Source organism: Streptomyces sp. GbtcB6 (assembly GCF_019091475.1).
GTDB lineage: Bacteria > Actinomycetota > Actinomycetes > Streptomycetales > Streptomycetaceae > Streptomyces > Streptomyces hyaluromycini.
Genome location: NZ_JAGXJL010000066.1, coordinates 1 through 25,196 on the forward strand (window position 1 = coordinate 1; position 25,196 = coordinate 25,196).

The following is a 25,196-nucleotide window of genomic DNA, read 5'->3' on the forward strand; positions in this document are numbered from 1 at the left end:
ACCAGCGCCCACCACGACGCGGCAGCCGAAGTCCTGGCCCTCTTCTCCCCCAGCGGCACACACCTCCACGTCCGCCAGTGCTGACCACGGACACATCCTGCATCTACGACAGACGCAGCGCCCCGGCTGCACAGGCACCCCGCACTGAGAACCGGTCAGCTTGCACCTCCCCCCTACTGTGGAGACCGCGACAGGAGGGATAGCTGGGGGGTGCTTCTATCTGTTCGGTCAAGGTCTGTGGGCGTGGTCAGGCTGTTTGTTCGTGTCCGGGTTGGTAGAGGGTGCGGTGCTTGAGCATGGCGTGCAGGACGTCGATGCGGCGGCGGGTGAGGCAGATGAGCGCCGCGTTGTGGCGCTTGTTTTCCGCTCGTTTCCTGTCGTAGTAGGACCGCGATTCGAGGCTGCTCAGCGAGGCGAACGAGGCGAGAAACAGGGCCCGTTTGAGCGTCTTGTTGCCGCCTCGGGGCGGTCCTTCGCCCCGGATGGAGGTCCCGGAACGATGCGTGGTGGGGGTCAGGCCCGCATAGGAGGCCAGGTGGGCGGCGGTGGGGAATGCGCTGGCGTCGCCGACCTCGGCCAGAATGCGGGCTCCGGTCCTGACCGCGACCCCGGGCATGGAGGTCAGGACCTTCGCGAGAGGGTGAGCCTCCAGCAGGGCCGTCATGCGGGTCTCCAGGATCTCGCGGCGCTTGAGGAGAACGGCGAGAGACTCGGCCAGTCCGGAGATGATCTCGCCGGCCGAGGCCGTGCCGGGGACCTGGACGGCCTGCTCGGCCAGGGCGGCGTGGATCTGCCCGGCCAGCTCCCGCGGGATGCGCATGCGTGGGGCAGCGTCGGTCATGACCTCGATGAGCTCCTCGGTGTCGGCCTGGGCCAAGGCGGCCGGGGAGCCGAAGGTCTCCAGCAGGGCCAGGACGGCCGGGTGCCGCAGGCGCGGGCCCAGGACCCGTTCGAGGGCCGGATGGATCGAAGTGAGCAGTCCGCGCAGCCGGTTGGAGGTGCGGGTGGCGTCCTGGGCCAGGTCGTCGTCATAGCCCAGGACCATGGTCAGTTCGGCTCGCACGTGCTCGGCAGGGTCGATGGAGTGCAGCAGGTGGGGCATGGTGCGGGCGGCGTCGGCGATGACGAAGGCGTCGCGGGCGTCGGTCTTGCCGGTGCCGGGATGCAGATCGGCCAGCCGGCGCATGGACAGGCCCGGCAGATAGGCCACCTCGCAGCCGCTGGCCCGGGCGACGGCCACCGGCAGGGCGCCGATGGCGGCCGGCTGGTCGACCACGACCAGGACCTTTCCCTTGCGCTGCAGGCGGGCGAACAGCTCCCGCAGCTGCGGCTCGTTGTTGGGCAGCGGCTTGTCGAACACCGTGCGGCCAACGCGCAGCAGGGCCGTTCCGTGGTGTTCGGACTTGCCGACGTCCAGGGCGCAGAACACATCGATCGACGTGAAGTCGTTGCTGGTCACCGGGCTTTCCCTCCCCCCGGCACAACGGGTGGCCTGCCAGGCACCGGAGATCGGCAGCCACATTACGCAGCCCTGCCCGCGGGCGGACACGCTTCCATCAGCGATCAACCGGCGCCGCCGGGACCGGCGACAGCACCCCCCGGATCATCAAGGACAGGGGCAAAGAGTCATACCGGCCACGATGGCCACGAGCCCGCACCGGGCTCTACGAAGCAAGGTAATGGGCATGGCATCCAGGAAGCGCATTTACGACGCCGACTTCCGTGAGGGGGCGGTACGGATCGTGACGGAGACCGGGAAGCCGATTCCGGAGGTGGCCGAGGATCTGGGCATCCATCCCGGGACGCAGCACAGCTGGGGCTCGCGGGCCCGGCGCGACGGGTCGCCGTCGTCGGATCGGCCGGTGGCCGAGCCGTCTGGTGGCCGGCTGCGGGTCGAGGCTAGGGAGAAGGACAAGCGCATCCGCGAGCTGGAGATGGAGCTTCCCAATCAGGATGTCAAGCCGCGGTGGTGGCAGGGGGTGGGGTTTGAGTGAACTCTCCGTCACGGATCATGGCCCACAGGACGTTGATGCGCCGTCGGGCGAGGGCCAGGAGGGCCTGCTTGTGCCCCTTCCCCTCGCTTCGCTTGCGGTCGTAGTACGCCTTGGAGGTCGGACAGCAGCGCAGGCTGACCATGGCTGAGAGGTACATCACCACACCGCTGTTTGGTGCGATGTGCGATGTGCGATCTGCGGCGGGACTCCCACCTTCGCACAGCGTGCACGATCCTCGGCCCAGCTCTGCGGCAGGAACAGCCTCCAGTGCAACGGCGACGACCCCCGGCGCGAGACGGCATGCACGGACACCGCGACCTGGCAAAAGTGCTGGTCGCGCTCGCCGCAGTGCTGCACGATCGCGCCGGCGGTGCCATGCCCGTAGCGGACGGAGGGGTGATCGTCGATCAGCCAGGCCGACGGCCGCAGTACCCGGTGGGCGCAGGCCGCCACACGCCGCATCACCTCGCGGTAGTCCCAGGTGGACTGAGCGACGAAGTGACCCAGGTTCTGCCGGGGGGCGCCCAGACGCTCCGCCATCGGTTCCACCGACTTGCGCCTGCCGTCCAACATCAGCCCGCGCAGGTACTGCCGGCCGTAGCCACGCTGGCCTGCGTAGGCCAGGTACGCGAAGACATCGTCCGTGAACTCGGCGAGGTCCGCGTTCAGTTCCTCAACTGCCTGTCGCTCCATCCCCTACGGTCCTCGCCATAGACACAGGGCTTCGGCGTAGTCGCCGGGCATCCGGTTCATGACGGTCTGCCAGGGGGAGCGGAACAGGAACGGCTTCCAAGATCATGGAGTTCTCGACGCCCCGTGACCTGCCTGGAACACCGTGCCTGCCCAAGCATCATCGCTGATCCCGCCTGCCCTTGACCAACTCCGCGAGCATCCCGAGGCCGCGCCGGAAGAAGTGCCCGGACTGCTGGGCCGCCTCGCCCAGATGCCCGATCCACGTGATCCCCGCGGAGTGCGCCACGCTCTCGTCGGCGTCCTTGCCCTGGCCGCCTGCGCGGTGCTGGCGGGGGCAACATCGCTGCTGGCGGTCGGCGAATGGATCACCGACGCTCCGCCCCACGTGCTGGAACACGTCGGCGTGCGACTCGACCCCCTGTGCCCCAAACGGTCCCTGCCTGCGGAAACGACGGTCCGACGACTACTGGCCCGGATCGACGGCGACGCATTGGACCTGGCGGTCGGCCGCTGGCTCACCGACCGCCGCCACCGAACCGGGGGCCGCCTGCGCGGCCTGGCGGTCGACGGCAAGAGCCTTCGCGGAGCGGCCAGGGCCAACGGCCGCAAGATCCACCTGCTCGCAGCCCTGGACCACACCACCGGCCTGGTCCTGGCCCAGCTGGACGTGCAGGAAAAGACGAACGAAATCACCTGCTTCCAGCCGCTGCTGGAGACCATGCCCGATCTGGCCGGGGTGGTCGTCACCAGCGACGCCATGCACACCCAACGCGAGCACGCCGACTATCTCCTCGGCCGCGGAGCCCACTGCATCGCGATCGTCAAGGGCAACCAGAAGAAGCTCCGCAAGCAACTCAGATCCCTTCCGTGGACAGAGATCCCGCTGCAGGGCCGCGTGAGGGGCACCGACCACGGACGCTCGGAGATCCGACGGATCAAGGTGGTCACGGTCAACAACCTGCTCTTCCCCGGAGCCCGGCAGGCCGTCCAGATCAAGCGCCGCCGCACCGACCGCAAGACCGGCAAGACCACCGTCAAAACCGTTTACGCCGTCACCAGCCTCACCACTGAGCAGGCCAACCCCGCCCAGCTGGCGACCCTGATCCGTGATCACTGGCAGACCGAAGCCCTGCACCATGTCAGAGACACCACGTTCGCCGAAGACGCCTCACAGCTGCGAACCGGCAACGCGCCCCGCGCGATGGCCACCTGGCGCAACCTCGCCATCGGCGCCCTGCGGCTGACCGGCGCGACCAACATCGCCGCCGCTCTGCGACACAACGCCCGCAACGCGGACCGCCCACTCGCCCTGCTCGGGCTCAAGTAATCACGAAACGGACGCCCGGCGACTACGCCGAAGCCCTGGCCATAGACATGGTCAAGCAGCTACTTCGCGAACTGATCGAGGACCATGACCAAGCCCTGTTCGAGGGGATTGACAGGAGAGCCGGTAGCGCACGCCGGTGGCTCCGCGTGGATCGGTGAGCGATTCGAACTCGGCGACCAGGCTGCGCACTTGGTGCCGCGCGGCGCCCTCACGCAGGGCTTGCAGACGGGGTGCGCGGGAGACGGGAGCAGGGATGGGGGATGATGGCGGGACGAACACGGCACCTTCGTGGATCTTGAAGCGTAGAGAACTCCATGATCCATAGGGGCTGTGTTCGCCTGTCTCCGGGGCTCGCCGACGACATCAACCGACCAAGTTCGGACGAGCCGGGCCAACGCCCGGGCCCTGACCTCACACCCCTGTAACTCATCAAGATTGAGAAGTTATTTTTCGGCGACTCCCTGGCATCGGGGACGGACGGTGTCAGCGGTCGAGCGGCTTAATTAGCGGACCCGCGCTGACGTGGGCACGAATCGCATCGCGGAATGTGTCGTGCGAAGCTTTGACATGCGCATGCATCAGTCGCGCTGCCTCGTCGCCGTTCCCTTGCTCGATCTCGATGAGGATCTGCTGGTGCTCAGCAACCCTTTGGGCCGTCGCCTCGTGTGGAATCGAGACTCCGGCAGTGACTGCTGCCATGACACTGCGTAGACCTTCTAGGATCTTTCGGGTGCGAGGCAGCCCTGCACATTCCGCGGCCAGCAGGTGAAACTCTTCGTCGAGCGCAAACATCGACTTACCGTCACTGTCCGCGTCCTGGCGCCGAATCACATCAGTCAGGGCTGCGATGTCGCGTGAGCTGTGATCGTTTGCAAGGGTTCGCGCCACAAGTACTTCGAGCTGCTCCCGCAGGGAGCCGATCTCGTCGACCTCAGCCTCGGTGAACTCGCGCAACCGGTAGCCTCGCCGCCGGGCTGCGATCATCACCCCTTCGCGCTCCAGCGCTTTGAGTGCCTCACGGACGGGCGTCCGGGACACTCCGAGCAGGTCAGCGAACTCGGTCTCTGAGTAGAAGCGCCCCGGACTGATACCGCCGTCCCGAAGCGCATGCCGCAGTGCCTGATAGACCTGGTGCCCGAGGTAGTCCTCGCTTTCCAAGAGGTCTTCGTTGCCTATGCGAGCCACAAAACTCCCCATACCGAAGCAAACTTCCCATCGCTAAGACACTACGTCAGCATACCAGTGTGCGCCAGTGTGAACCGGCTCCGTCTAGTAGGACTTCGTTAGCCTCGCGCTTTCACGAGGCGGGCTGTCCGAGGGCTGATCAGAAACGAGGAAAGTGCTCTTGACCTGCAACGATGGGACTTGCTGAGGGTCCTGTCGGCTGCAAGGAAAAGAGCACTTTCCAGACGAGAAAGCCTATCTCGTCCTACCCGCGTGTCCGTGTCCAGGGGGACGGCCGCCAGGTGGTCTCACAGGCCGGTTCGGTCCTGCTGGTGGAAACGGCCTGCAAGGCCGGTCTTGACCAGGCGATATCCGCCGCGCTTGCTCCGTTGCGGAAGCCGCGGGCCGTCCACGATCCGGGGAAGGTCGTCCTGGACCTCGCCCTGACGGTCGCGATGGGCGGGGACTGCCTGGCCGACGTGGGCATGCTCCGGGCGGAGCCGGCCGTGTTCGGGCCGGTCGCCTCCGACCCGACGGTCTCCCGTCTGATCGGCACCCTCGCCTCCTGCGGCGACACCGCCCTTCAGGCGATCCAGGCTGCCCGGTCCGAAGTCCGCAACAAAGTCTGGAAGTTGGCGGGCCGGAAGGCGTCGGACGCGGACGGGACGGTGACCGTCGACCTGGACGGGGTGCTGGTGATCGCACACTCCGACAAGCAGGACGCCGCCCCGACCTGGAAGCGGACCTACGGCCACCACCCGCTGATGGCCTTCGTCGACCACGGCCCGGGCGGCACCGGGGAATCCGTCGCAGCCCTGCTCAGACCCGGCAACGCAGGCTCGAACACCGCCTCCGACCACATCACCACCACTCGCCTGGCCCTGGCCCAACTGCCGAAGAAGTACCGCCGCGGACGGCAGACCCTGATCCGCACCGACTCCGCGGGCGGCACCCACGACTTCGTCGCCTGGCTCGCCCAGCGGGGACGCTGGCTGTCCTACTCGGTCGGCATGGTGATCACCGACGCGATCCACCAACACGTGCTGAAGGTCCCCGCATCCGCCTGGACACCGGCTGTCGAGGCGGACGGTGAGATCCGGGACGGCGCCTGGGTCGCCGAGCTCACCGACGATGTCCTGGCCGGCTGGCCGACAGGTATGCGGCTTGTCGTCCGCAAGGAAAGACCACACCCCGGGGCCCAATTGAGGCTCACCGACGCGGACGGCATGCGGCTGACCTGCTTCGCGACGAACACCACCGGCCTGCCAGTCGCCGAACTCGAACTCCGCCACCGCCTGCGGGCCCGGGCCGAGGACCGCATCCGGGCCGCCCGGGCCACCGGCCTGCGCAACCTGCCCCTGCATGCCACCGACCAGAACCGCATCTGGCTTGAGATCGTCCAGATCGCCTTGGACCTGCTGGCCTGGATGCCCGTGCTCGCCCTGACAGGAAAGGCCCGGCTCTGGGAACCCCGCCGCCTGCGACTCCGTCTGTTCACCGCGGCTGGACAGCTCGTCATCACCGGGCGTCGGCGGATCCTCCGCCTCGCGGCGCACTGGCCCTGGACCCACGAGATCACAGCAGCACTCGACCGGCTCGCCCAACTCCCCGACCCCGCCTGACCAGTCGTCCACCCGCCCCGATGACCAGCACCACCCCACCCGGAGCAGTGGAACCCGGCACCCACCCGAAGCGACACTCGGGCCGCCACCATGCTCACCATCAGCCACGGAAAGCGAAACGGTCCACCGACTCCGTCGGCGGACCCTCACGCAAGATCGAGGCTAGGCTTTGCCGTCCTCGCCATCCGCAACCGTGTCAAGCGATGACCCACCGCCGCCATCTGTGGCGGTTCGTCAGGACAGTGCAAGCCTCGGATTCGAGCCGCTGTCTCTCAGTCCCGTAGATCCGGATGCCACCAACGCAAGCACGCCCGTCGGATCAGGGTCTGAGGGGGCCCTCGCAGTTCGCCGATCCGATCGTGCGGGCTCGGTCCCACTGGGAACGGACAATGCCGAGTCAGGTCTCAGTGTTCAAAGCCGCGCGTGCGGCGATCTGAAAGTTCTTGTCCGGTTGACGCTTGGCCCTCGCGGCGCTCATGAAACGGGCGTTGAACTCCTCAACGCCCTCGTGGCTGGCCGCGCGGGCGGCCTCGTACCACGCGAGGCCAACGGGTCTGGTGCACGATCGGGTGATCTTAACCTGTCACCCGAACCTGCATCAGACCCGAAAGACATCCAGGGAAGCACAACGTTGCCTGAAGCGCCGCCTCGCTGATCACGTCTGGCGAACGATGATCAGCGACGAACGCCGACGCGCCCAGACGACGAGCCCGGGAGGACAACCGGGGGCGACTACAGCATCCAGCGCGGCCGGCCCAACCCCGACGACCAGCTCTTCGGGCAAGTCACTTCCCGGACCCGCCGAACCCGAGCCTACGCCGACACCCCAACCAGCTTGACAAACACAGAGGCACCCAAAGGGACGGACCTGTCGATCTGCAGCGCCGAGGACCTGGCCTACGTCGCCGCCGAACTCAACGATCGCCCCCGCAAGATTCTCGGTTGGCGGACACCTGCCGAGCTCTTCACTAAGCTCGTCGCAACACTGGAGTGATCACGTGTTGCGACGCTCGCTGGAATCCGCCCTTCCGACGCGGCTTGGTCATCGCAACATCCCTCAGGACAGGTGTTGCAACGACCTATAGAACCCAAGCGGTCAACCGGGGCCGCTGCACACAGTCGAGGCCACCCCAGGTAGCGACCTCGGTGCGGAACACGGCCGTGACGACGTAGAGGCCCAGCCCGAAACCGCGGCCGCGGTGCTCGTCGACGGGGTACATGGCGAAGGAGTTCAGGTCGGCGCTGTCGGGCAGGTGGTTGGTCGCCGTGAACGCGAGGGAACAGGCGCCGAGCAGCCGCTCGCCGTCCGGTTCGCCGCCGTGCACGAGCCTGGCCGCGAACCGGCGGCAGTCCTCCGGGGTCGACACCGGTCCGACCCGCTCTGTCGGACCGGCCTCCATCACCTGGCCCGCGTATCCCCGGTCGTGACTGATCATCAGCAGGCCCATACCCGTGTCCCGTTGGATCGTCCGCAGCAGTTGGACGATCTCGCGCTGGCCAGTGGCATCGAGCGCGGTGGCCGGTTCGTGGGCGACGAGGCTGCGCGGGCAACCGGCCAGTGCGACGGCGGTGCAGAAGTCCCCGCCAGGTCGCGATGTAAGTCCGATGGCGACAGAATGCACCGGTCCTTTAGCTTGGAATTATTAGTTTATCGTGCTACTGCCTGGCAGTTGTAGGTTGATTGGAATCGGTCTCGCATTTTACGGTATTTACCGGGTGACATCTCGCTCGACTTCGACAGTGTCGTCAGGTTCGAATGAACTGCGCTTCCGCCCGATATTCCGTGCGCTGCGTGAGTGAAAGGTACCATCGTGAAACATTCGGCCAAGGTGGCTATCGCGGGTGTGGGTAACAATATATCCGCACTGACTCAGGGAGTTCGCTACTATGCGAACCTCGATGCGCAGGGAGTTCCCGAGGCCGATTTTCCCGGTATAAAGCGGCCCCGAGTCGATGGACTCGCCGTATATGATTTGGACATCGTTGCCGCATACGACATCGATGAGCGTAAAGTCGGCGCCGAGTTCAATGAGGCGATTTTCCAGGAGCCGAACAACTATCCCCGCCTTGGCGTGGAGATGGCACCCATTGGGGTGGTTGTAGAGAAAGGCTTCTCTCTTGGCGAGGTAACGGACGACGAGGTACGGCGGATCGCCGCGTCACTTCGTGACAGTGCAGCGGAAGTGCTGCTGTATTCTCTGCCTACGGGTTTGCAGTGGGCTGCGACCGCCTATGCGGAGGCGGCGCTCGCGGCTGGCGTGGCCTTCGTCAACTGCACACCGGAGATTGTCGGCCGGGACGAGGACATTCTTGGGCGGTACGTCTCCGCAGGCTTGCCGCTGATCGGTGACGATCTCGCGAGTCACATCGGTACTTCGGTGGTCCATCGATCGCTTCTGGCCCTGTTCGCGGAGCGTGGCATCAGCCTAAGTGGTTCCTACCAGCTGAATCTTGGTGGAAACGAGGACTTCCGCAATCTGAGGGAACAGGGCGCCTCAAAGCGGCAGTCCAAGCTGAATGCATTGGCTCAGGACGGTGTGCCGCTGGACCGTGTGGACGTCATTCCGTCGGCTGGTTACGTCCCCCACCTCATGGACCATAAGGTTGCCTATCTCAATCTCGAAGGTGCCGGGTGGGCGAACACTCCTGTTGAAGTGGACCTTAAGCTGCGTGTGCAGGATTCCAGCAACGCGGCCGGCGTGATTATCGATCTGGTCCGTATCGCGGCCGCGGCACTGCGCGCGCAGCAGAAGGGCTTCGTGGCCGCTGCGGCCAGACTCCTCAAGTCTCCGCCGATGGGTCACCCGGCCTACGAAGCGGCCGACATCGAAGCCAGTTTCGCCGCGCTCTCACCCTCCGCGTCATGACCGGCCGTCCCGCCGTTGCCGACGATGCCGGGAACTGGGTGTTGATTACCGGTGCGAGCCGTGGAATAGGCCGAGCCGTAGCACTGACCCTGGCCGCCGCGGGGTATCCACTCATCCTGTGGGCGCGTACTCACGCCGATCTCTCCGAGATATCCCAGGAGATCGGGCATCGGTGGGGGACCCCAGTCCGTATCGCGACGGTTGACGTGTCGGACTCGCGACAGGTTGGCAATGCAGCCGAAATATCTTTCGAAGGTGTCAATGCGCTCCGCGGCGTTGTGGTGAACGCCGGAGGTGGAATCTGGGGCAGTATCGAGACGATGAATGTCGATGAATGGCATCAGGTGCTCGGCCCCAACCTTGATGGTGCTTTTCACACTCTACACGCCGTCCTACCGTACCTTCGCCGCCAGCCCGGCTCTCAGATTATCGGTTTGGCCTCGGACTCCTCGTACAACTCCTACAGCGGTCGCGGTGCTTACTGTGCCTCTAAAGCCGGCTTCCTCTCCCTCCTGGAGACGGCACGCCGCGAGACACGCCACGACGGAGTACGGGTCACCACACTGGTCCCCAGCCGGGTAGACACCTACTTTCGAGGCAAGCACCCCGGCGACAGGCCTGATGCGCTGTCGATGGAAGAGGTGGCCGACGTGATTGCGTCGGTATTCGCTCTGCCCGCGAGAGTCGAGATCCGCGAGATCCAGTTGTCCTCCATCATCTCGCCTTTCGGTGTGTTTCCGGAGGTCTCCGAGAAGGAACCGACCGATGGCTGACACCCTCGGAAATCAAGTAGTGCGGCGGCTTGGCCACACCCTCTCCACCGGAAGACATTCACCCGCGATCCCGGTGCCGCCCGAGGGAATCCGGCGCACGCTGTTCCTTAGCGAGCAGGTCTCCAACGACGCCGAGGGGCGTGTCATCGGAGTTGGCGACGCTGCCCTGTGGACCACAGTTTGGAGCCGGCTGCCGGGTGACTCCGTACGGGCCGGCACTCCTGCCCAGATCGCCCGTCTCGCCGAGGAGCGGTACCCCGTCGAGATTTCCGGTGTGGCAGTGACGGGGGAGAAACAGTGATCTCCTCCCGCAGGCGCCAGGACGCCCTCGTGGGACGGGAAGTCCTCGTGGCCGGCAGCTTGAATGTCGACTACAACCTGGCCGTCGAGAAGGAGCCCGCTGACGACGGCACAGCCCGGGTGACCGGCTTCTCCGTGACGGGTGGTGGACATGGGGGCAATTGCGCCATTGCCCTTGCAGGCCTTGGCTGCCGGGTGTCGCTGTTCAGTGCGGTGGGTGACGACCCCGAGGGCGTGGCACTCCGCGACGAACTGGAGCGGTGCGGGGTACTGCACGAGAAAGTCGTCGATGTGGCGGGGAGCGTCACTGGGCGGGTGTTCATCCCCACTTACCCCGACCACAGCGGCATGCTGATGTTCCGCGGTGCCACCGACCAGTGGAGCAGCGAGACCTGCGCCTCGATGCCCCTGTCGGATTTCGAAGCGGTCGTGCTTTCCGACCCACCACCCGCCGTGACGCAGGAACTGGTGGCGCGGGCTGTCGCTGTCGGTGTTCCTGTGCACTGGACCCCGGGAGGCCTGCATGCGAGCAGCTCCTGGGCTCTCGAGCTCGCGGCGCAGTGCCACCAAGTATTCGTCAACCAGACCGAGTTCGCTGAAATGTTCGAGGTTTCCGCAGACCCGGACCACATCCGGGAGGCATGCCGGCGGCACCGGATCCCCAGACTCGTCGTCACTCTTGGCGATCGGGGAGCCATGGCCAGTGACGGTACGAACGTCTGGTTCACGGAGGCCCCCACGGTTACCGTCGCCGACGCGACCGGAGCCGGCGACGCGTTCACAGCCGGCTTCGTCGCCGCTGAACTGCTGGGCTGCGCCTGGCCGTTGCCTCTTGCATGGGGAGCCGCCGCTGGATCTCACGCCGTGACTGTGTCCGGCGCGCGTGACACCGCGCTGTCGTTGAAGTGGCTCCAGGCCACAGCAGCCGCGCTCTGCACCGGTGTATCTGTAACCGAGCGGGAGAAACGGATGATGCCATGAGCGTTGACATCCTGACCAAATCCTTCCAGCAGGTGAACTGGGACCAGATGGAGGAGGTCCACATCGCTGCCACCAACTCCCTCACAGCTTTGGCGGATCCGGCTCAACTCGGCCTGTTGTGGGATCGCATGGAGAAGGACGACAGGCTGGCTGCCAGTGCCGAGGCCTTTAACACATTCCAGAAGTACGTTCTGTACGAGGACCCGGAAACCGGGTTGAGGCTGCGGCTGCACATCTTCGGTGATCACGCGGTCGAGGAGGCTCACAACCACCGCGCGAGTTTCAGCTCGCTGATCCTGCATGGCAGCTACCGACACATCCTCTACGGCAACGTCGAGGATGTGTGGGGCGAGGAGGACAGGCTTGCCAGCGCACCCGAGGCCCGGTTCGTCCAGGAACAGCCGCCTGGATCCTGCTATACCGTGCACAACGCATTTGTGCATGCGGTCTACGCCAACCCCGACACCATCAGTCTGGTGATCCAGGGGCCGCGGCAACGCAAGAGCATCCGCATCTACGAGTTCAATCAGGGCACGACTCGGACCCGGGTCGGCGGATCCAAAGCAGGAGAAGTCCAGGAGCCCGGTGAACGCAAGATCGGGCGAGCCGAACTGCGGACCGTACGCGACCGGCTGGCGGGACTCGGTCTGCTCCTCTGACGCCTGGGGCCTGCCCTTCGGTTGTCCCTAGAGCTCTCAATGGAGGTCGCGTGAAGAGAACCAGTCTGGCGCTGACGGTGCTCCAGCCCTTTGCGGAACACCACAACGAGGACCCGGACTTCGTCGTAGGACTTGTCCACCCGTACCTGGTCGAGGCCTGGCAGAAAAACCGGCTGAAGTACCGGGAGAGTCTTGCTCTCGGCTACCTTTCCGGCGCCCTGAACAAGCACGGGTACACGTCGACCAGTATCAATGCCGAACTTCTCAGCCTGGGCCCGGAGGAGGTCGCGGAGCGGCTACTGGGGGATCCTCGCATCCGGTTGATCGGCATCTCCGCCAAGTCCCAGCGCACCTACCGCGCCGCCCGGCAGATCGCCCGTCTCGTCAAGGCGGTGCGGCAAGACGTGCACATCACACTGGGTGGTGTCTTCCCAAGCGCAGCGGACAAGGAGATTCTCGCCGACTGTGCCGAGATCGACTCGATCGTGCGCGGTGAGGGTGAGTACGCGATCGTGGAGCTGGCCGCCCGCTTGCAGCGTGGGCTGCCGCTGAAGGAGATGCGGGGGCTGTCCCTCAGGGTTGCCAGCGAATATTTTCGCACGCCTGATCGGCCGCGGATCCGAGATCTGGATGGCCTCGCATTTCCGGACCGGAATGACCTCCAGGAGATGGTCGCCCAGAATTCACGCGGATCCAACTCCGCCTATCTGGTGGCCTCACGGGGCTGCTACGCCTCCTGCACGTTCTGCTCCATCCACCAGATATACGGCGACCACAACGTGGTGCGTCGATCCGTGGAAAGCATTGCGGACGAAATGCAGTCCATCAAGGACCGGTTCGGCGTCAGCCGGTTCTCCTTCGTGGATGATCTGTTCATCATGCCGTCCCCCAACGGGATCCGTTGGATCCATGACTTCTGCGACCTGCTCGCCGAACGAAAACTGGAGGTCAACTTCTACGCGGAGATGCGTGCGGACACCATTGAGAAGTCACTGGTCCGACGACTCATGAATGTCGGCCTGCACCGTCTGTTCATCGGTGCCGAGTCAGGCGTGGACTCCGTCCTAGTGCGGTGGGAAAAGGGGACAACTGTCGAAGACAACGACAAGGCGCTTCGCGAATTGCGCGAGATCGGCATGGCGCCGCACCAGATAAATTTCGGCTACATCATGTTCGATCCGGAGATGACGTTTGCCGAGCTCAAGGAGCAGTACCGCTGGATCCGCGACTCCGGCTACGCCAAGGTCCAGCACCTCCAGAACAAGATGAATGTCTACTGGGGGACTCCTCAGTATCGGCGGATGATCGAGCAGGGCAGGGTCGATGACTCGGCTCTGGGTAACCGCTGGATCTACACCTTCGACGACCCGAAGGTGAACTCCTTCGAGCCGGCCTTCCGTCGCTTTCATCGTAGGTACGAGGCAGACCCCCGCGTCCTGTCCGTGCTGGCCGCGAGGGAAGCGTTCATGGAACGGGTGCAGGAGGACAAGAACCGTACCCCCATGCCGCATTGGCTTTTCGAGTGTTTGAGCCAGGCGATGCGCCGGATCGACCAGACGGACCGTGACTGCTACTTCTACGTCTTCGAGCGCCTATTCGACTTTCTGAATGGGGACGAGATCCTCACGGAATCGGCTGAAGAAGAGGTCTGGAACGGGTTGCAACCCCTACTGGACACCTTGGCCTTTGATGCCGAACTGTTGAGCGTCCTGGCGGCGAACGTACAACAGATCACCGAAGACGACGAGGGCGAGATGGTTGCCAAGGTAGGCAGGGCCTGGCGCGCCGAAAACGATGATGCTGCGACGGTGACGGTTTGGTTGGCCGAGCGCGCGCAGAGCATCGACGGCTTCCGGGTCAGTCTCGGTTTTCGAGGTGACGACCGTTACGATCACGCCTGTGAGACTGTTCGGTTCTCCCTGGGCGATGATCCGGCAGAAGTCATCACCCTGCAGAACCCGCGGGCGAATGAGTTGCTGGGCAGGGCGGGTATCGAACCGGTCGCAGCGGCCGGCGGCACGCTGAACGCGGGGCACTGAGCGAGGAACAGCACAAAAGCGCATGCGTCCAATACCGGAATGGCTGAGTCGGGTCGAGCGCAAACGGGAAATATATGCGGGCGATCCCTACTACCGTGATGCCTGGGACGATCTGACCGCCTTTCTCGGCACTGGATCGGCTGTGCCTGAACAGCTCTATCGTGTCGCCCCGATGGTCCTGCGGCCGGACACGATGGCCGTCAGGGGAGGGGCGCGGCTGTTGGCCGCAGTGCGGTCCGCGAATTTCGTCCCCGTCGCCTGGAGCAAGTTCCGGTTCGACCGCCATATCACCCGCGAAGTGTGGCGGTACCAGCTGAACATCGCGACCCGCGAGCGTATCGACGTGATGGACATGATCATGCCGGCGGGAGAGTCGCTGTATGTCCTGCTCCGGGAGACCGAGGAGCCGGGGATACCGGCCACCGCCAGGCTGAGCGACATGAAGGGGCCGAGCCGCCCTGAGGATCGGGGGGCGCATCACCTGAGGCGGATCGCGGGCGAAGCCCAGGCCTCGGTGCTCACGTACGTCCACATTGCGGATGAACCGGCCGATATAATAAGGGAGTTGGGCATCTTCTTCGACAGGTCGGAGAGGATGCGCCTCCTCGGCGCCCTCGATGCGCGGCAGGACGTGACGCAACAGGTTCTGGCGGCCCTGGCAGAAGTCGAGGCGCGTACCGAGGCGTCCGATCTGCTCTGGAAGTTCGCGTTGGAGAGGCTGGACTCGCAGGTGTCCGGTCTTCCCGGTGACGCGGAACTGGCCGCGCTGCTCGAACTGGTGAGATCCGGCCGGAGCAAGGACTGGCAGTCGCTTCTCGCCTTGGCGGACAGGTCCGGGTTGCAGTGGTCGCATTGGGACCGGGTAGCGGTCGCCGCCGAACTGAGTACCCGTCATCTGGAGGTCGAGCCGGTCATTCCAGACGTGAGCCGGTCCGTTTGGTCGTCCGGCTCACGATCCCGGACAGAGGACGGATAGCGGTCACGATCTCCGGGACAGCAGGCAAGCAGGTAGGAGAGGAAATAATGCAGGAACCAATGACCGTCGCCCGTCTCGCCGAGAGGAAGAAACTCCCGGCTGAAGCGCTCCACAAGTTCGGACTGAGCGACACCGATGACGGGGTCCTGTTCACGTACGTCGCACCGGACGGAACGCCTGGCCGTACCAGGTTGCGTACCGGCATGAGCGGAGCGGCGGGATGGTCATGGGTGAAGGGTGACGCGAACCCCGTGGTGGCCTACAGCACTCCTGAAGGATTGGAACTCGCCCGGTCTGCTGGGTACCAGATCGTGGTGGAGGGCGAATCCGACTGCTGGACCGCCTGGTACCACGGCTTCCCGGCGGTCGGCATCCCCGGCTCCGAGAACTGGGATGCGCTCTCGCGGGATCACCTGCCGGTCTCCGAGGTTTTCGTGCAGGTGGAGGCCGAGCACCCGCGGACCTATCCGGATGGTGTGGCGAGCTATGTGGCTGCCGTAACCCGCCACATTCGTGGCCTTGGATTCACCGGGCCAGTACACGAACTGCACCTGGGCGACGGCTTCCGTGACATGAGCGATTTCTACCGCAGCGACCTCGACGGGTACACCGCTGCGCTGGGATCGATACTCGATCGCGCCCGTCTCGGCTCGTAGGGTGCGTGCTGCCGTGGGGGCCTCGCCGGCCGTGATCACCCGCTGGGTCAGGGCGGCAGCCGGCAACAGGTCTACTCGTCCCGAAAGACCGAAAGTACTTTCGAAAGGTAGCTCAGCGTGACTTTGCCGATTGCTCCAGCCTCGGGCGAGCCGGATACACACGATCACGTGCGTGACGTTCTTGGCCAGCACTACACGATCAGGTCATCTCGGGTGATCGATCTCAACTTGTTCAGGGTTCGGGTCTCCAGTAACATCGCGGACTTTGCCGGATACGCCTTCTATACGCAGTTCGCCTCGCCCGAATCGTCCTGCGCATACGAGCTCGTCTTTGTCGACCTGGATCAGGACCCGATCGATCTAGCGCTGATCGAGCCTCTCGTTGACCAGGGATACCGCGCCGAGCGGTTTCGTGGCGGCTCTTACATCACCAACCATTTCGGTCCGCCCGCTTACCTGGTCATTCGTGGCAATCGGATCTATATCTTTGGTCGTGAGCTGCAACGTACTATCTGGCCTTACTTCACCAAGCGCCTCCTCACCAACTTTGCCATTGACCATGATCTCGTACACCTCAAGGCCGCGGCTTTTGTGCAGCCGGAGGGAGCCACGCTGCTGTTCGGCCGCAGCAAGGGCGGCAAGACCGTCTTCCTCACCCAGGCCTGTGCTGCAGGTGCTCGGTTCCTGAGCAATACGCATGTCCTGACACGTGGAACAACCGCGTACGGTGTTCCCTCCGCGATGCGGGTCCGGAAAGGCTCGGGATTCGACCATCTCATCGACTCGGGCCAGCTGGACAAGCACCTGAAGTCCTCCGAATATCGGCTTGATCCCCATATGGTCTTCGATCACGAGGTGATCGCCGAAGCCCCGATCCGCAACCTGTGCATCATCGACTACAACCCGGACCAGCCGTCCTGCTTCCGCGAGATCGGCGAGGAGCGGTTCTCGGCCTTCATGGACCTCTTCGCCTTCGCGGTCGGCACCTACGGTTTGAAGGACGACATGCTCGCCCATGTGGACAACGACTTGTACCGATACACCGATGCCTTCACGGTGATGAAACAGCGCATGAATGACCTCGTGAGGGGGGCGCGGCGCTTCCACATAAACGCCGATATGCTCGATCCCGCGGTTCGGGAACGGACATTGACTCGTCTTGCCGAGTAGGGAGTTCAGCACCCGTCCTGAGGCAAATCGGCGGTAGAGAGGACTTTGCGATGCGCGAAATGACCGAGATGATGGCTGTCCGTCAAGGCGGTCTAAGCAGGCTGACCGAGACACCGTGTCCTTATAAAGATTCTTTCGCGGACATCCGGATCGACCTGGCCGATATCGCACTCGATGACAGCGGGCCAGAGGGGGCGATCGATCAGATAGCCGTCCTGGTCGCCGATCGACTCGTGCGTTCGACGAATGCGCCAGGCGCCGGTGCCGCCATGGTTGTAGGGCTGTCCAAATGGTTTGATGTCGATCAGGCTCGCACATTTCATGAGCAGCTGTTTCCCGCGGTTTGGCGCGAATACAGGGAGCGCCACTCGACGCTGCGAAGCCACTCGGATTTCCGTTTCAAGACCAGTGTCCTCGTCGACGGCTCGATCCCGCTTGAACTCTATGGCAATGCATGGAGTTTTAAGGACCTGCACATCGACCGCGAAGTCCTCCTCTTCTCGCATCTCTACGGGCCGGCCCAGGATTTCACTGGCGGCGAGCTACTCCTGGTCGATATCTGGCCGTACGCGAGCAGCCATCAGCTGAGTTTCGACGACATGTTTTTCTGGTCCGACGAACCGACAGAGGGCAGCAAGCCTGTGCTGCGGCCCGATCACTGCGACCCGGCGCTGTCGGAGTGCGGTATCAACCTCGGCACCTGCGGACCCGATGAGATCGTCTTCGTGAACAATTCCCCCGACGCAGGCATATTGCATGGGGTGACGCCGGTGCAGGTGGGCGATCCCGAGGGTTACCGCCGCGAGTTCCACCGATGCTCTGTCAAGAGCCTTCGGTTGTGAAAGACAACCAGAACTGACGATTTCCATGGATCCGAAAGCGTATAAATGACCAGAGAAGAAGTATCGGACATCGTGCGGACCCGGATCGGTTCGCTCCTCGATGCTCCCGCCGATTTCGCGGAAACCGATTCACTGGCCCGTCATGGCCTGGACTCACTCTCCAGCGTCGAGCTCACGCTGTTGCTGGAGGACAGCTTCAGCATCGTCTTCGAGGACGACGAGCTGACCTTCGACAACTTCGGCTCGGTGGGCAGCATCGTGACCATGGTCCACTCCAAGGTGGGCGCATGACGGCCGGCGCGTTCCGGCCTGCCCCCGCTCCCTGAGAGCCATCGGCCCACCCCGCCGAAGCGGGGTGGGCCGATGGTCACAGCAGAGTGACCGACCGGTCCAACAGGGTGAAGGTCCCGTTGGCCGTCAGCAGCCGGTCGTTGGCGTAGTTCAGGGCGGCCGAGCGGAGATCGCGGAAGGTGCGCTCCAGCGGCAGGGCCGCGTCGGAACGGTAGCCCAGGGACAGGCCCGCCACCTGCACCATCCGGTCCACAGCGGCACAGGTCAGCTCGGAGGCGGCGGTCTTGAGCGAGTTGAGGTGGATCTGGACCGCCGGGACGTCCGTCCGCGCGCCCGCCGCCCGGCAGGCGTCGACTTCCTCCCGTACCCGGTGCAGATAGGCGCTGACCAGTTCCAGATCGAGCCGGATCCGGCCAAGCTGTTCCTGGAGCAGCGGTGAGGACGTGTCGTGGCGACCGCTGCGCGGGATGGTCCGCAGCAGCCCGGAGAAGGCACGGCGGGCTGCTCCGAGCCAGCAGGCGCTCCAGGCCAGGTGGCCGACCGGGATCGTACTGTCCACCGCGACGGTGCGGAACTCGCCGGGCCCCCCGACGAGTTGGTCGTCGGGGACGCTGCCCAGCAGGGCGAAGCCCGCGCTGTCGGTGCCGCGCATACCCATGGCGTTCCAGTCCGAGACACGCTTGACGACAAGATCGTGCCGGTCGGCGTAGACCAGGGACACGACGTGGCCGGCGGCCTCATCGTCGGCGCGCATCGTGACGAGGTAGCCGTCGGCGTGCTCCCCGCCGGTGACCGTCGGCGCGTGCCGGTCCAGCAGCAGACGGCCGGGCGCACCCTCGGGCCCGTCGGCAGGGACGCGGGAGAGCGGATCCGCGGCTGACAGCAGGAAACCGCCGGTGCCGGAGCCGGTGGTGACCGAGGCCAGGTACACCTCCCCGGCCGCGACCCGGGGCAACAGCCGGGCGCGCAGTGCGGGACCGGCATGCCGGACGAGGGCGTCGACCTGCTGGCAGTGCATGGCCCAGATCATCGCGGTCGACAGACAGCCGCCCGCCAGCTGCTGGGCGGTGTCCACCAGCCCGTCCAGACCGCCGCCCATGCCGCCGTGCTCGACGGGCACGAGATAGCCCAGGTAGCCGCTGTCACGCAGCGCCTGGAGGCCCTCGACGGGGAACCGCGCGTCGCGGTCGACCTCGGCTGCGTACGTCTCCAGCACGCCGACCAGATCCGACAGGCCGGGCGCGGGCCGGTCTTGCCCGTTTCCGCCGTCTGCCGTCACTTGTTCAGCCATCGCAACTCACCTCTTCGGCCCGGAGGGAGAGCCGACGTGCGGACCGGACCATTCCGGAGTCGGTCACGATCTCGGTCGGTATGGGTCTGCTGAGGAAGCCCAGCAGACTCGCCGTCAGGCCGTAGGCACCCACGTTCGGCACGGCGAGGATCTGTCCGATCCGCGGCTCCGGCAGCCGTACCGCGGTGCTGAGAACGTCGAGTGGGGTACACAGGGGGCCGACCAGCACCGGCAGGGCCTCGTCCCCGCTGCTGGCCCCGGGCCCGTCCACGGCTGTCTCCGGCTGTACCGAGGGCCGTAGCAGTCTGCCCAGACCGGCCATGCCGCCCAGGACATTGATACCGGCGTCGACAACGACGAAGGTCTTGCCCCCGCTGTGCTTGATGTCGACCACCGTGGTGAGGAGGGTGCCCGCGGCCGCTGTCAGATATCGCCCGGACTCGAAGACGAGGGCGGGCGCGTCGTCTCCGGGGAAGGACGCGGCCAGCGCCCGGGTGATCCCGTCGGCCAGCTTCGGGTGGCGGGTGAGCTCACCCGGCCGCGCCGAGGGGGCCGGGAAGCCGCCTCCCAGGTCCAGCACCTGGGGGACGAAGTCCGCACGCTCTGCCGCCTGCGCGCAGACCGCGAGGGACTGCTCGAACTCCTGGAGGAGTTCGTCCGGGTCACCGATGTTGGTGGCCGAAAAGGTGTGCATGCCGATCGGCCGGGCCCGTCCGCTGGGCCGCAGCAGCGTGGTGAGTGCGGCGCTGTCCGCCGTGTCCACCCCGAACGCGGTGGGCTTGCCCGCCATGCGCAGCGAGCCGCCGGCGCTGCCTCGCGGCGCGTTCAGCCGTACGAGGTACTCCGCGTCCACTCCCGCCGCGGTACAGGCGGCCGCGAGCCGGTCCCGGTCGGCCGGTGACTCCACGGAGAACCGCCGGACCCCGGCGGCCAGCGCCGTGGCGACCTCCGCGGGCGTCTTGCCGGGGCCGGTGTAAAGGACCTGGTCCGCGGTGTGCCCGGCGGTCAGCGCGGTGCGCAGTTCGTCGGGTGAGCTAACCTCGGCGCCCATGCCGAGCGCGGCCAGCTCCTGCACGATCGCCGGGTGCGGGTTGGCCTTCAGCGAGTACAGCAGTCCAGCGCCGTCCGGGAGGTCGGCGGTGAGGGCGCGCGCCGCGGAGCGCACGGCGGAGAGGTCGTAGATGTAGGCTGGCGTGCCGAACCGGCGCGCCAGCTCCGTCGGATCGGTCACCGTGCCGCCCTCTCCGCCGTGGCGCGCAGCGCCGCCCGGTCCACCTTGCCGTGCGCGGTGAGTGGCAGTCGGGGGACGACGACGCAGCGGTCGGGGGTGCGTGCCGGGCCCAGCCGGTCCGTGACCCCCATCAGCACCTCGCGGGCGTCCAGGTCGGTCACCGCCCACACCGTGACTGTCCCGCCGGGGTCCGGCGGGACGGCGGCAGCGGCGGTCACTCCAGGGATGTCCAGCATCGCGTCTTCTAGTTCTGCTGTGCTCATGCGGTACCCGCGTCGTTTGAAGAGGTCGTCCGAGCGGCCGACGAAGCGGAGCCGTCCCGCCTCGTCCAGGCAGCCCTGATCCCCGGTGTAGACCGCGGTCCCCACGCCGTCGGGGGCGGGGCGGAACCGCTCCACGGTGGCCTCCGGTGCGTGCCAGTAGCCCGCCATCACATGGGGGCCGGCCGAGACGATCTCGCCGACCCCGCCGGGCGGCAGCGGCCGTCCCGCCTTGTCGACCACGAAGAGCCGGGTGCCGGGCAGGGCACGGCCCACCGTGCCAGGGTGGGCCAAGTCCTCGTCGGGGTCGGCTATCGAGACCCGCTTGCACTCGCTCATGCCGTACATGCACACCAGCGAGGTGTCGGGGAACGCCTTCCGGAGCTGTTCGGCGGTCGTACCGGTCAGCGCCGCACCGGTGTTGGTGATCAGGCGAAGGCCGGTGGGACGGCGGTCGCGGGTGGCCAGACGGGTCAGCAGTGTGGCGAGTGTCGGCACCGCGGGCAGCACGGTGGCCCCCGCATCGCGGATCGCCACCAGTTCCCCGGCCGACAACGCGCCCTGCGGCAGGACGAGTTCGGCGCCGGACAGCGCGCACAGGAACAGCTGGTAGAGCCCATAGTCGAAGGTCATCGGCAGCCGGTTCCAGACGACGTCCCGCGGTCCGTAGCGGAGCCGGTCCGCGATGGCCGCCGCGGCGGCGGTGACGGCCCGGTGCGGGCAGACGATGCCCCTCGGGCGGCCGGTGCTGCCGGAGGTGTAGATCAGCAGGGCCGTCCCGTCCGGTTCCGCACGGGACGAGCCGTCCGTGCCGTCCTGAACGGCCATCAGTTCCGGTTCCGGGGGCACGGCCACGGCCGTCCCCTCTTCCCGCACTGCCTCCGACGTGCGGACCGTGTTCAGGGTGCTGACGACGAGTGCCGGTGCGGCGTCCAGCAGCAGCCGGCGCAGCTCGTACTCGCTGCTGGAGTCGGCCACCGGGATGATCGCGGCCCCGGTGCGCAGGGCACCGAAGAGGACCGCGGCTGCCGCCCGGCCGGGCGGCAGCGCCAACAGCACTCGGTCGCCGGGGCGGATGCCGAGCGCGGTCAGCCAGCGGGCGGTTCCACGGGCGGCTGCGCCCAGTTCGGCCCAGGTCCATCGACCGTCGCCGTCGCGCACCGCGGGGCGCGGCCCGTGGAGTGCGACGGCGCGCTCCAGGAGCGCCGCCAAGTCCCGCGGGAGGGCACCGAGTTCAAGGGGGTTGCCGTGGTCAGGGAGATCACCGCGGTCATCGGACGAGCGCACGGTAAAGGCCCTTCTGTGTGATGAGTTCGTCGTGCCGCCCTTGCTGCACCACGCGCCCGCCGTCGAGTACGACGATCTGGTCGGCCTCCTCGATCGCGGTCAGCCGGTGGGCGACCACGACGAGGGTCGTGTCCAGTTGCCGCAGTCGGGTGAGAATCTGCTGCTCCATGACGGGGTCCAGGGCGCTGGTCGCCTCGTCGAGGACGAGGGCGGACGGCTTGCGCAGCAGCGCCCGGGCCAGTACGACCCGTTGCCGCTGGCCGCCGGAGAGTCCCGCTCCCCCGGGGCCGAGCATGGTGTCGTAACCCATCGGCAGGGCGGCCACCGTGTCGTGGATCCCGGCGGTACGGGCGGCCTCTTCGATGTCGGCGTCCGAGGCGCGGTCGGTGTGCCAGGTCAGGTTGTCGCGAATGCTGCCGGAGAACAGCCGGGCCTCCTGGTTCACGAAGGAGACCGAGCGCCGGTACCCGACGGTGTCGAGCCCTGCCAGGTCCTGCCCGTCGACCAGGACGCGGCCGGACACCGGGGTGTGCAGCCCGGCGAGCAGAAGCGCGCAGGTGGACTTGCCCGAACCCGAGGCGCCGAGCAGGACGGTGAAACTACCGGGCGGCACGGAGAAGGACACGCCGTGCAGCACCTTGGGGCCGGACTCGTAGCCGAACGACGCCTCTTCCGCCTGGTACGCGGTCGCTGCCGGGGGGACGTAGCGCTCGCCGCGCGGCTGTGGGGCGGAGCGCATGATGTCGTCGAGGCGGGCGAGGTCGGCGCGCAGCCCGGATATCTGGAGGCCCACCTGGACGAGGTTGGTCAGGGGCACGAGCATGCCCATCGCCAGCACGCTGAAGCCCAGGACCTTGCCCAGGGTGAGCGCGCCGTCGGCGACCCGCAGTGCTCCGACAGCCAGCACCACCAGCGGGGCGCCGGTCTGGAGCCCGCTGCTCACGGCGGAGGACACCGCCTGCAGTCGCCGGGCGCGCAGCCGGGAGTTCAACTCCTCGGCGAGGGTGTTGCTCCAGCGCCTGGCCACGTCGTTCTCGGCGGCCGCCGACTTCAGGGTGGGCATGCCCTCGATGAGTTCGGCGAGTTCGGACTCGGCCAGTGAACGGGCTTCGAGCGCGTCGGCACCCGCGTACTCCTGCGGTCGCCAGGACAGCATGAGCACACCGACCTGGAGAAGTGCCAGCACTATGACCACTCCCGCGAGCAGCTGGTCGGCGAAGAGCAGCAGGCCCATGTAGAGCAGGATCAGCAGACCGTCGAGGAGGCTGGTGAACGCTGACGCCGAGAGCACCTGGCGCACCTGGGAGCTGGTGCGCACACGCTGCAGCAGGTCCCCGGCTCTGCGACTGGAGAAGAACGCGTAGGACTGATCGAGGAGTCGGTCCAGGATGCCGAGGGTGACGGTCTCGTCCACCGACGCCTGGATCAGATTGAAGTACATCGCGCGCGCGAACTGGAACGTCATCAGGGCGAGCAGCAGCACGATCAGGCCGATAGCGAGGTATCCGGGTGACAGGGCGCTGCGACCGCCGGTGACCATGTTCCCGACGTAGGAGGTGGCCAGCGGGACCGCGAGGTTCAGCAGCAGCAGGAGCAGCGAGCACAGCGTGAACCACACCCAGCGTCGGCTGGGTTGCAGGAACATCCGCAGGTACTGCCATGGGCTGTCACCGCCGCGGCGCCCGCGGCCGGTTCGGGCGGGCACCTCCGGACCAGGCCTGATCACCAGGGCGACACCGGTGAACGAGTCGCCCACGGCGCTCAGGGACATGCGTCGGCGCCCGTGCGACGGGTCGACCAGGTGCACCCGGTCACCGACGACGTGTTCGAGGACTACGAAGTGGTTGAAGTTCCAGAACAGGATCGTGCCCGGGGGCAGTGAGCGCAGCCCCTTCAGAGACACCCGCACGCCGCGGCTCTGAAAGCCGTAGGAGCGGGCGGCGTCCAGCAGAAGCCGGGCGGAGGCCCCGTCCCGGCCGGTGCCGGTGGCCGCACGCAGCTCTGTCACCGGTACCTCGATGTCGTGCAGGGCGAGCGTCATGGACAGGCACGCCGCTCCGCAGTCGCTCATCTGCGACTGCAGCCGTACCGGCACGCGACGGCGGCCCACGGCACCGAAGAGGTCGCGCAGTCGCTGCCACACCGGTGGGTGCGGGCCGGACGCTGCCTGGCGCAGGCTCTCCAACCCGACAACGGCCCCGGACTCACGGGACGCGCCCCGCGCGTCCCGAGCCTGCTGCCGGAAGCGCGGTGCCTGGGGCGGGGCACCCGTGGGGCCGGGCCGCTCGGTCACCGCTGCGGAAGAGCCTTCGGTGCTGGTCTCGTTCGTCATGGGGATACTCCGACGCGTGATGTGCAGAGAAACGCATTCGCCCCGGCCATGATTCCTGCTCGCATTTCTCGACTCAACGATACTTTTGAGTTTTCCGGACACGACAAAGAGGCGAAAGGCTTTTTTATCCGGTTCGGCGCATTCACCTTCCAACTACGCCAATTCCGTGCCATCGCCGATTGCCGCGACTGGAATGATTTAATTTCTTGACGGCGGATCTTACGCCTGTATAGGCTGAAGGAGCTCAGAAGTTACCTCCCTCTAATTCCATTGGAGTGCTGATATGCAGGACGATTTCGAAGTCATCGACATTGAGAACCTGTCCGACGAGGCCCTCGACGACATCGTGGGCGGCAGTGGCGTGCACGTCATGGCCAAGTGCGCCTAAAGGCATCGGACTTCCTCCGAACCTGAAATGACTGTGCTCGAGCGGCTGCCCGC

At 66.2% G+C, this 25,196-nt stretch carries 24 protein-coding genes and 3 pseudogenes; 16 read left to right on the plus strand and 11 right to left on the minus strand.

Annotation, left to right across the window (positions count from 1 at the left end; translation table 11 throughout):
* Positions 1–247: 247 nt before the first annotated feature.
* Complete coding sequence (locus tag KVT45_RS48260; RefSeq protein ID WP_217558953.1) at positions 248–1,459, minus strand: IS110 family transposase; 1,212 nt, start codon at positions 1,457–1,459, stop codon at positions 248–250.
* A gap of 226 nt (positions 1,460–1,685) precedes the next feature.
* Here KVT45_RS48260 and KVT45_RS48265 point away from each other — a divergent pair, with 226 nt between their 5' ends.
* Positions 1,686–1,994 carry a transposase gene (locus KVT45_RS48265; protein WP_217558962.1) on the plus strand — a complete coding sequence of 103 codons (309 nt, stop codon included), beginning with the start codon at positions 1,686–1,688 and terminating at the stop codon, positions 1,992–1,994.
* On the opposite strand, the pseudogene KVT45_RS48270 reads toward KVT45_RS48265, so the two are convergent.
* The 3 genes and pseudogenes from KVT45_RS48270 to KVT45_RS57905 all read right to left on the minus strand — a co-directional run.
* Positions 1,957–2,154: pseudogene (locus KVT45_RS48270) on the minus strand (IS110 family transposase); the annotation flags it as partial. The gene KVT45_RS48265 and the pseudogene KVT45_RS48270 overlap by 38 nt on opposite strands.
* Complete coding sequence (locus tag KVT45_RS48275; RefSeq protein WP_217558964.1) at positions 2,151–2,687, minus strand: transposase; 537 nt, start codon at positions 2,685–2,687, stop codon at positions 2,151–2,153. The pseudogene KVT45_RS48270 and the gene KVT45_RS48275, both read right to left, overlap by 4 nt.
* Before the next feature lie 157 nt (positions 2,688–2,844).
* Positions 2,845–2,973, minus strand: a complete 129-nt coding sequence (locus tag KVT45_RS57905; RefSeq protein ID WP_302832667.1) for a hypothetical protein — start codon at positions 2,971–2,973, stop codon at positions 2,845–2,847.
* Between KVT45_RS57905 and KVT45_RS48280 the strand changes: the two genes are divergently transcribed.
* On the plus strand, positions 2,965–4,014 hold the full coding sequence (locus tag KVT45_RS48280) for an ISAs1 family transposase (RefSeq protein WP_308311101.1): 1,050 nt from the start codon (positions 2,965–2,967) through the stop codon (positions 4,012–4,014). The two genes, KVT45_RS57905 and KVT45_RS48280, sit on opposite strands and share 9 nt — an antisense overlap.
* A gap of 114 nt (positions 4,015–4,128) precedes the next feature.
* Here the strand turns inward: KVT45_RS48280 and KVT45_RS58265 are convergent.
* Positions 4,129–4,293 (minus strand): annotated as a pseudogene (locus KVT45_RS58265) (ISAs1 family transposase); the annotation flags it as partial.
* Between the two features lie 204 nt (positions 4,294–4,497).
* Positions 4,498–5,172: a GntR family transcriptional regulator gene (locus KVT45_RS48290; RefSeq protein ID WP_217558967.1), complete on the minus strand. Its 675-nt coding sequence runs from the start codon at positions 5,170–5,172 to the stop codon at positions 4,498–4,500.
* Between the two features lie 200 nt (positions 5,173–5,372).
* Here KVT45_RS48290 and KVT45_RS48295 point away from each other — a divergent pair, with 200 nt between their 5' ends.
* Together KVT45_RS48295 and KVT45_RS48300 are read left to right on the plus strand one after the other, a co-directional pair.
* Positions 5,373–6,800 (plus strand): IS1380 family transposase, encoded by a 1,428-nt coding sequence (locus tag KVT45_RS48295; protein ID WP_254648436.1) that lies wholly within the window; start codon positions 5,373–5,375, stop codon positions 6,798–6,800.
* An 853-nt stretch (positions 6,801–7,653) separates the two neighbouring features.
* Positions 7,654–7,794 (plus strand): annotated as a pseudogene (locus KVT45_RS48300) (IS30 family transposase); the annotation flags it as partial.
* Between the two features lie 85 nt (positions 7,795–7,879).
* On the opposite strand, the gene KVT45_RS57115 reads toward KVT45_RS48300, so the two are convergent.
* Positions 7,880–8,422, minus strand: a complete 543-nt coding sequence (locus KVT45_RS57115; RefSeq protein ID WP_254648437.1) for a hypothetical protein — start codon at positions 8,420–8,422, stop codon at positions 7,880–7,882.
* 174 nt (positions 8,423–8,596) lie between these two features.
* Here KVT45_RS57115 and KVT45_RS48310 point away from each other — a divergent pair, with 174 nt between their 5' ends.
* From KVT45_RS48310 to KVT45_RS48360, 11 genes are all read left to right on the plus strand, one after another.
* Positions 8,597–9,667 carry a hypothetical protein gene (locus KVT45_RS48310; RefSeq protein ID WP_217558969.1) on the plus strand — a complete coding sequence of 357 codons (1,071 nt, stop codon included), beginning with the start codon at positions 8,597–8,599 and terminating at the stop codon, positions 9,665–9,667.
* Positions 9,664–10,440, plus strand: a complete 777-nt coding sequence (locus KVT45_RS48315) for an SDR family oxidoreductase (protein WP_217558977.1) — start codon at positions 9,664–9,666, stop codon at positions 10,438–10,440. Before KVT45_RS48310 ends, KVT45_RS48315 begins: the two co-directional genes overlap by 4 nt.
* Positions 10,433–10,741, plus strand: a complete 309-nt coding sequence (locus tag KVT45_RS48320; RefSeq protein ID WP_217558979.1) for a hypothetical protein — start codon at positions 10,433–10,435, stop codon at positions 10,739–10,741. Before KVT45_RS48315 ends, KVT45_RS48320 begins: the two co-directional genes overlap by 8 nt.
* 29 nt (positions 10,742–10,770) lie before the next feature.
* On the plus strand, positions 10,771–11,721 hold the full coding sequence (locus KVT45_RS48325; protein WP_217558981.1) for a PfkB family carbohydrate kinase: 951 nt from the start codon (positions 10,771–10,773) through the stop codon (positions 11,719–11,721).
* Positions 11,718–12,380: a hypothetical protein gene (locus KVT45_RS48330; protein WP_217558983.1), complete on the plus strand. Its 663-nt coding sequence runs from the start codon at positions 11,718–11,720 to the stop codon at positions 12,378–12,380. Before KVT45_RS48325 ends, KVT45_RS48330 begins: the two co-directional genes overlap by 4 nt.
* Before the next feature lie 50 nt (positions 12,381–12,430).
* Entirely contained in the window at positions 12,431–14,419 is a 1,989-nt protein-coding gene (locus tag KVT45_RS48335; protein WP_217558985.1) for a radical SAM protein, read from the plus strand.
* Positions 14,420–14,441: 22 nt separating this feature from the next.
* Positions 14,442–15,395, plus strand: coding sequence for a nucleoside-diphosphate kinase (locus tag KVT45_RS48340; RefSeq protein WP_217558987.1), 954 nt, complete (start codon positions 14,442–14,444; stop codon positions 15,393–15,395).
* Between the two features lie 59 nt (positions 15,396–15,454).
* Positions 15,455–16,051, plus strand: coding sequence for a hypothetical protein (locus KVT45_RS48345; protein ID WP_217558989.1), 597 nt, complete (start codon positions 15,455–15,457; stop codon positions 16,049–16,051).
* A gap of 168 nt (positions 16,052–16,219) precedes the next feature.
* Positions 16,220–17,221 carry a FomB family phosphonate monophosphate kinase gene (locus KVT45_RS48350; RefSeq protein ID WP_217558991.1) on the plus strand — a complete coding sequence of 334 codons (1,002 nt, stop codon included), beginning with the start codon at positions 16,220–16,222 and terminating at the stop codon, positions 17,219–17,221.
* A 50-nt stretch (positions 17,222–17,271) separates the two neighbouring features.
* The gene (locus KVT45_RS48355; protein WP_217558993.1) at positions 17,272–18,063 is read left to right on the plus strand and encodes a hypothetical protein; all 792 of its coding nucleotides are present in this window, start codon (positions 17,272–17,274) and stop codon (positions 18,061–18,063) included.
* A gap of 45 nt (positions 18,064–18,108) precedes the next feature.
* Positions 18,109–18,354, plus strand: coding sequence for an acyl carrier protein (locus KVT45_RS48360; RefSeq protein WP_217558995.1), 246 nt, complete (start codon positions 18,109–18,111; stop codon positions 18,352–18,354).
* Positions 18,355–18,430: 76 nt separating this feature from the next.
* Here the strand turns inward: KVT45_RS48360 and KVT45_RS48365 are convergent, their stop codons facing one another.
* From KVT45_RS48365 to KVT45_RS48380, 4 genes are read right to left on the minus strand one after another with little or no spacing between them, the layout of a single operon-like run.
* The gene (locus KVT45_RS48365; RefSeq protein WP_217558997.1) at positions 18,431–19,645 is read right to left on the minus strand and encodes an acyl-CoA dehydrogenase family protein; all 1,215 of its coding nucleotides are present in this window, start codon (positions 19,643–19,645) and stop codon (positions 18,431–18,433) included.
* Positions 19,638–20,876: a type III PLP-dependent enzyme gene (locus tag KVT45_RS48370; RefSeq protein WP_217558999.1), complete on the minus strand. Its 1,239-nt coding sequence runs from the start codon at positions 20,874–20,876 to the stop codon at positions 19,638–19,640. The genes KVT45_RS48365 and KVT45_RS48370 overlap by 8 nt, the downstream gene beginning before the upstream one ends.
* Positions 20,873–22,423, minus strand: a complete 1,551-nt coding sequence (locus KVT45_RS48375) for a class I adenylate-forming enzyme family protein (protein ID WP_308311102.1) — start codon at positions 22,421–22,423, stop codon at positions 20,873–20,875. The genes KVT45_RS48370 and KVT45_RS48375 overlap by 4 nt, the downstream gene beginning before the upstream one ends.
* Complete coding sequence (locus KVT45_RS48380; RefSeq protein WP_217559002.1) at positions 22,407–24,755, minus strand: peptidase domain-containing ABC transporter; 2,349 nt, start codon at positions 24,753–24,755, stop codon at positions 22,407–22,409. The genes KVT45_RS48375 and KVT45_RS48380 overlap by 17 nt, the downstream gene beginning before the upstream one ends.
* A 21-nt stretch (positions 24,756–24,776) precedes the next feature.
* Between KVT45_RS48380 and KVT45_RS48385 the strand changes: the two genes are divergently transcribed.
* Complete coding sequence (locus tag KVT45_RS48385; RefSeq protein WP_217559003.1) at positions 24,777–24,965, plus strand: hypothetical protein; 189 nt, start codon at positions 24,777–24,779, stop codon at positions 24,963–24,965.
* Positions 24,966–25,196: the final 231 nt, after the last annotated feature.

What these genes read in the sequence shown, in the direction of transcription:
- KVT45_RS48265 (WP_217558962.1), top strand. Translation starts at nt 1,686, where the DNA reads ATGGCATCCAGGAAGCGCATTTACGACGCCGACTTCCGTGAGGGGGCG.
- KVT45_RS48275 (WP_217558964.1), bottom strand. Translation starts at nt 2,687, where the DNA reads ATGGAGCGACAGGCAGTTGAGGAACTGAACGCGGACCTCGCCGAGTTC.
- KVT45_RS48295 (WP_254648436.1), top strand. Translation starts at nt 5,373, where the DNA reads ATGGGACTTGCTGAGGGTCCTGTCGGCTGCAAGGAAAAGAGCACTTTC.
- KVT45_RS48315 (WP_217558977.1), top strand. Translation starts at nt 9,664, where the DNA reads ATGACCGGCCGTCCCGCCGTTGCCGACGATGCCGGGAACTGGGTGTTG.
- KVT45_RS48320 (WP_217558979.1), top strand. Translation starts at nt 10,433, where the DNA reads ATGGCTGACACCCTCGGAAATCAAGTAGTGCGGCGGCTTGGCCACACC.
- KVT45_RS48330 (WP_217558983.1), top strand. Translation starts at nt 11,718, where the DNA reads ATGAGCGTTGACATCCTGACCAAATCCTTCCAGCAGGTGAACTGGGAC.
- KVT45_RS48340 (WP_217558987.1), top strand. Translation starts at nt 14,442, where the DNA reads ATGCGTCCAATACCGGAATGGCTGAGTCGGGTCGAGCGCAAACGGGAA.
- KVT45_RS48345 (WP_217558989.1), top strand. Translation starts at nt 15,455, where the DNA reads ATGACCGTCGCCCGTCTCGCCGAGAGGAAGAAACTCCCGGCTGAAGCG.
- KVT45_RS48355 (WP_217558993.1), top strand. Translation starts at nt 17,272, where the DNA reads ATGCGCGAAATGACCGAGATGATGGCTGTCCGTCAAGGCGGTCTAAGC.
- KVT45_RS48360 (WP_217558995.1), top strand. Translation starts at nt 18,109, where the DNA reads ATGACCAGAGAAGAAGTATCGGACATCGTGCGGACCCGGATCGGTTCG.
- KVT45_RS48365 (WP_217558997.1), bottom strand. Translation starts at nt 19,645, where the DNA reads ATGGCTGAACAAGTGACGGCAGACGGCGGAAACGGGCAAGACCGGCCC.
- KVT45_RS48380 (WP_217559002.1), bottom strand. Translation starts at nt 24,755, where the DNA reads ATGACGAACGAGACCAGCACCGAAGGCTCTTCCGCAGCGGTGACCGAG.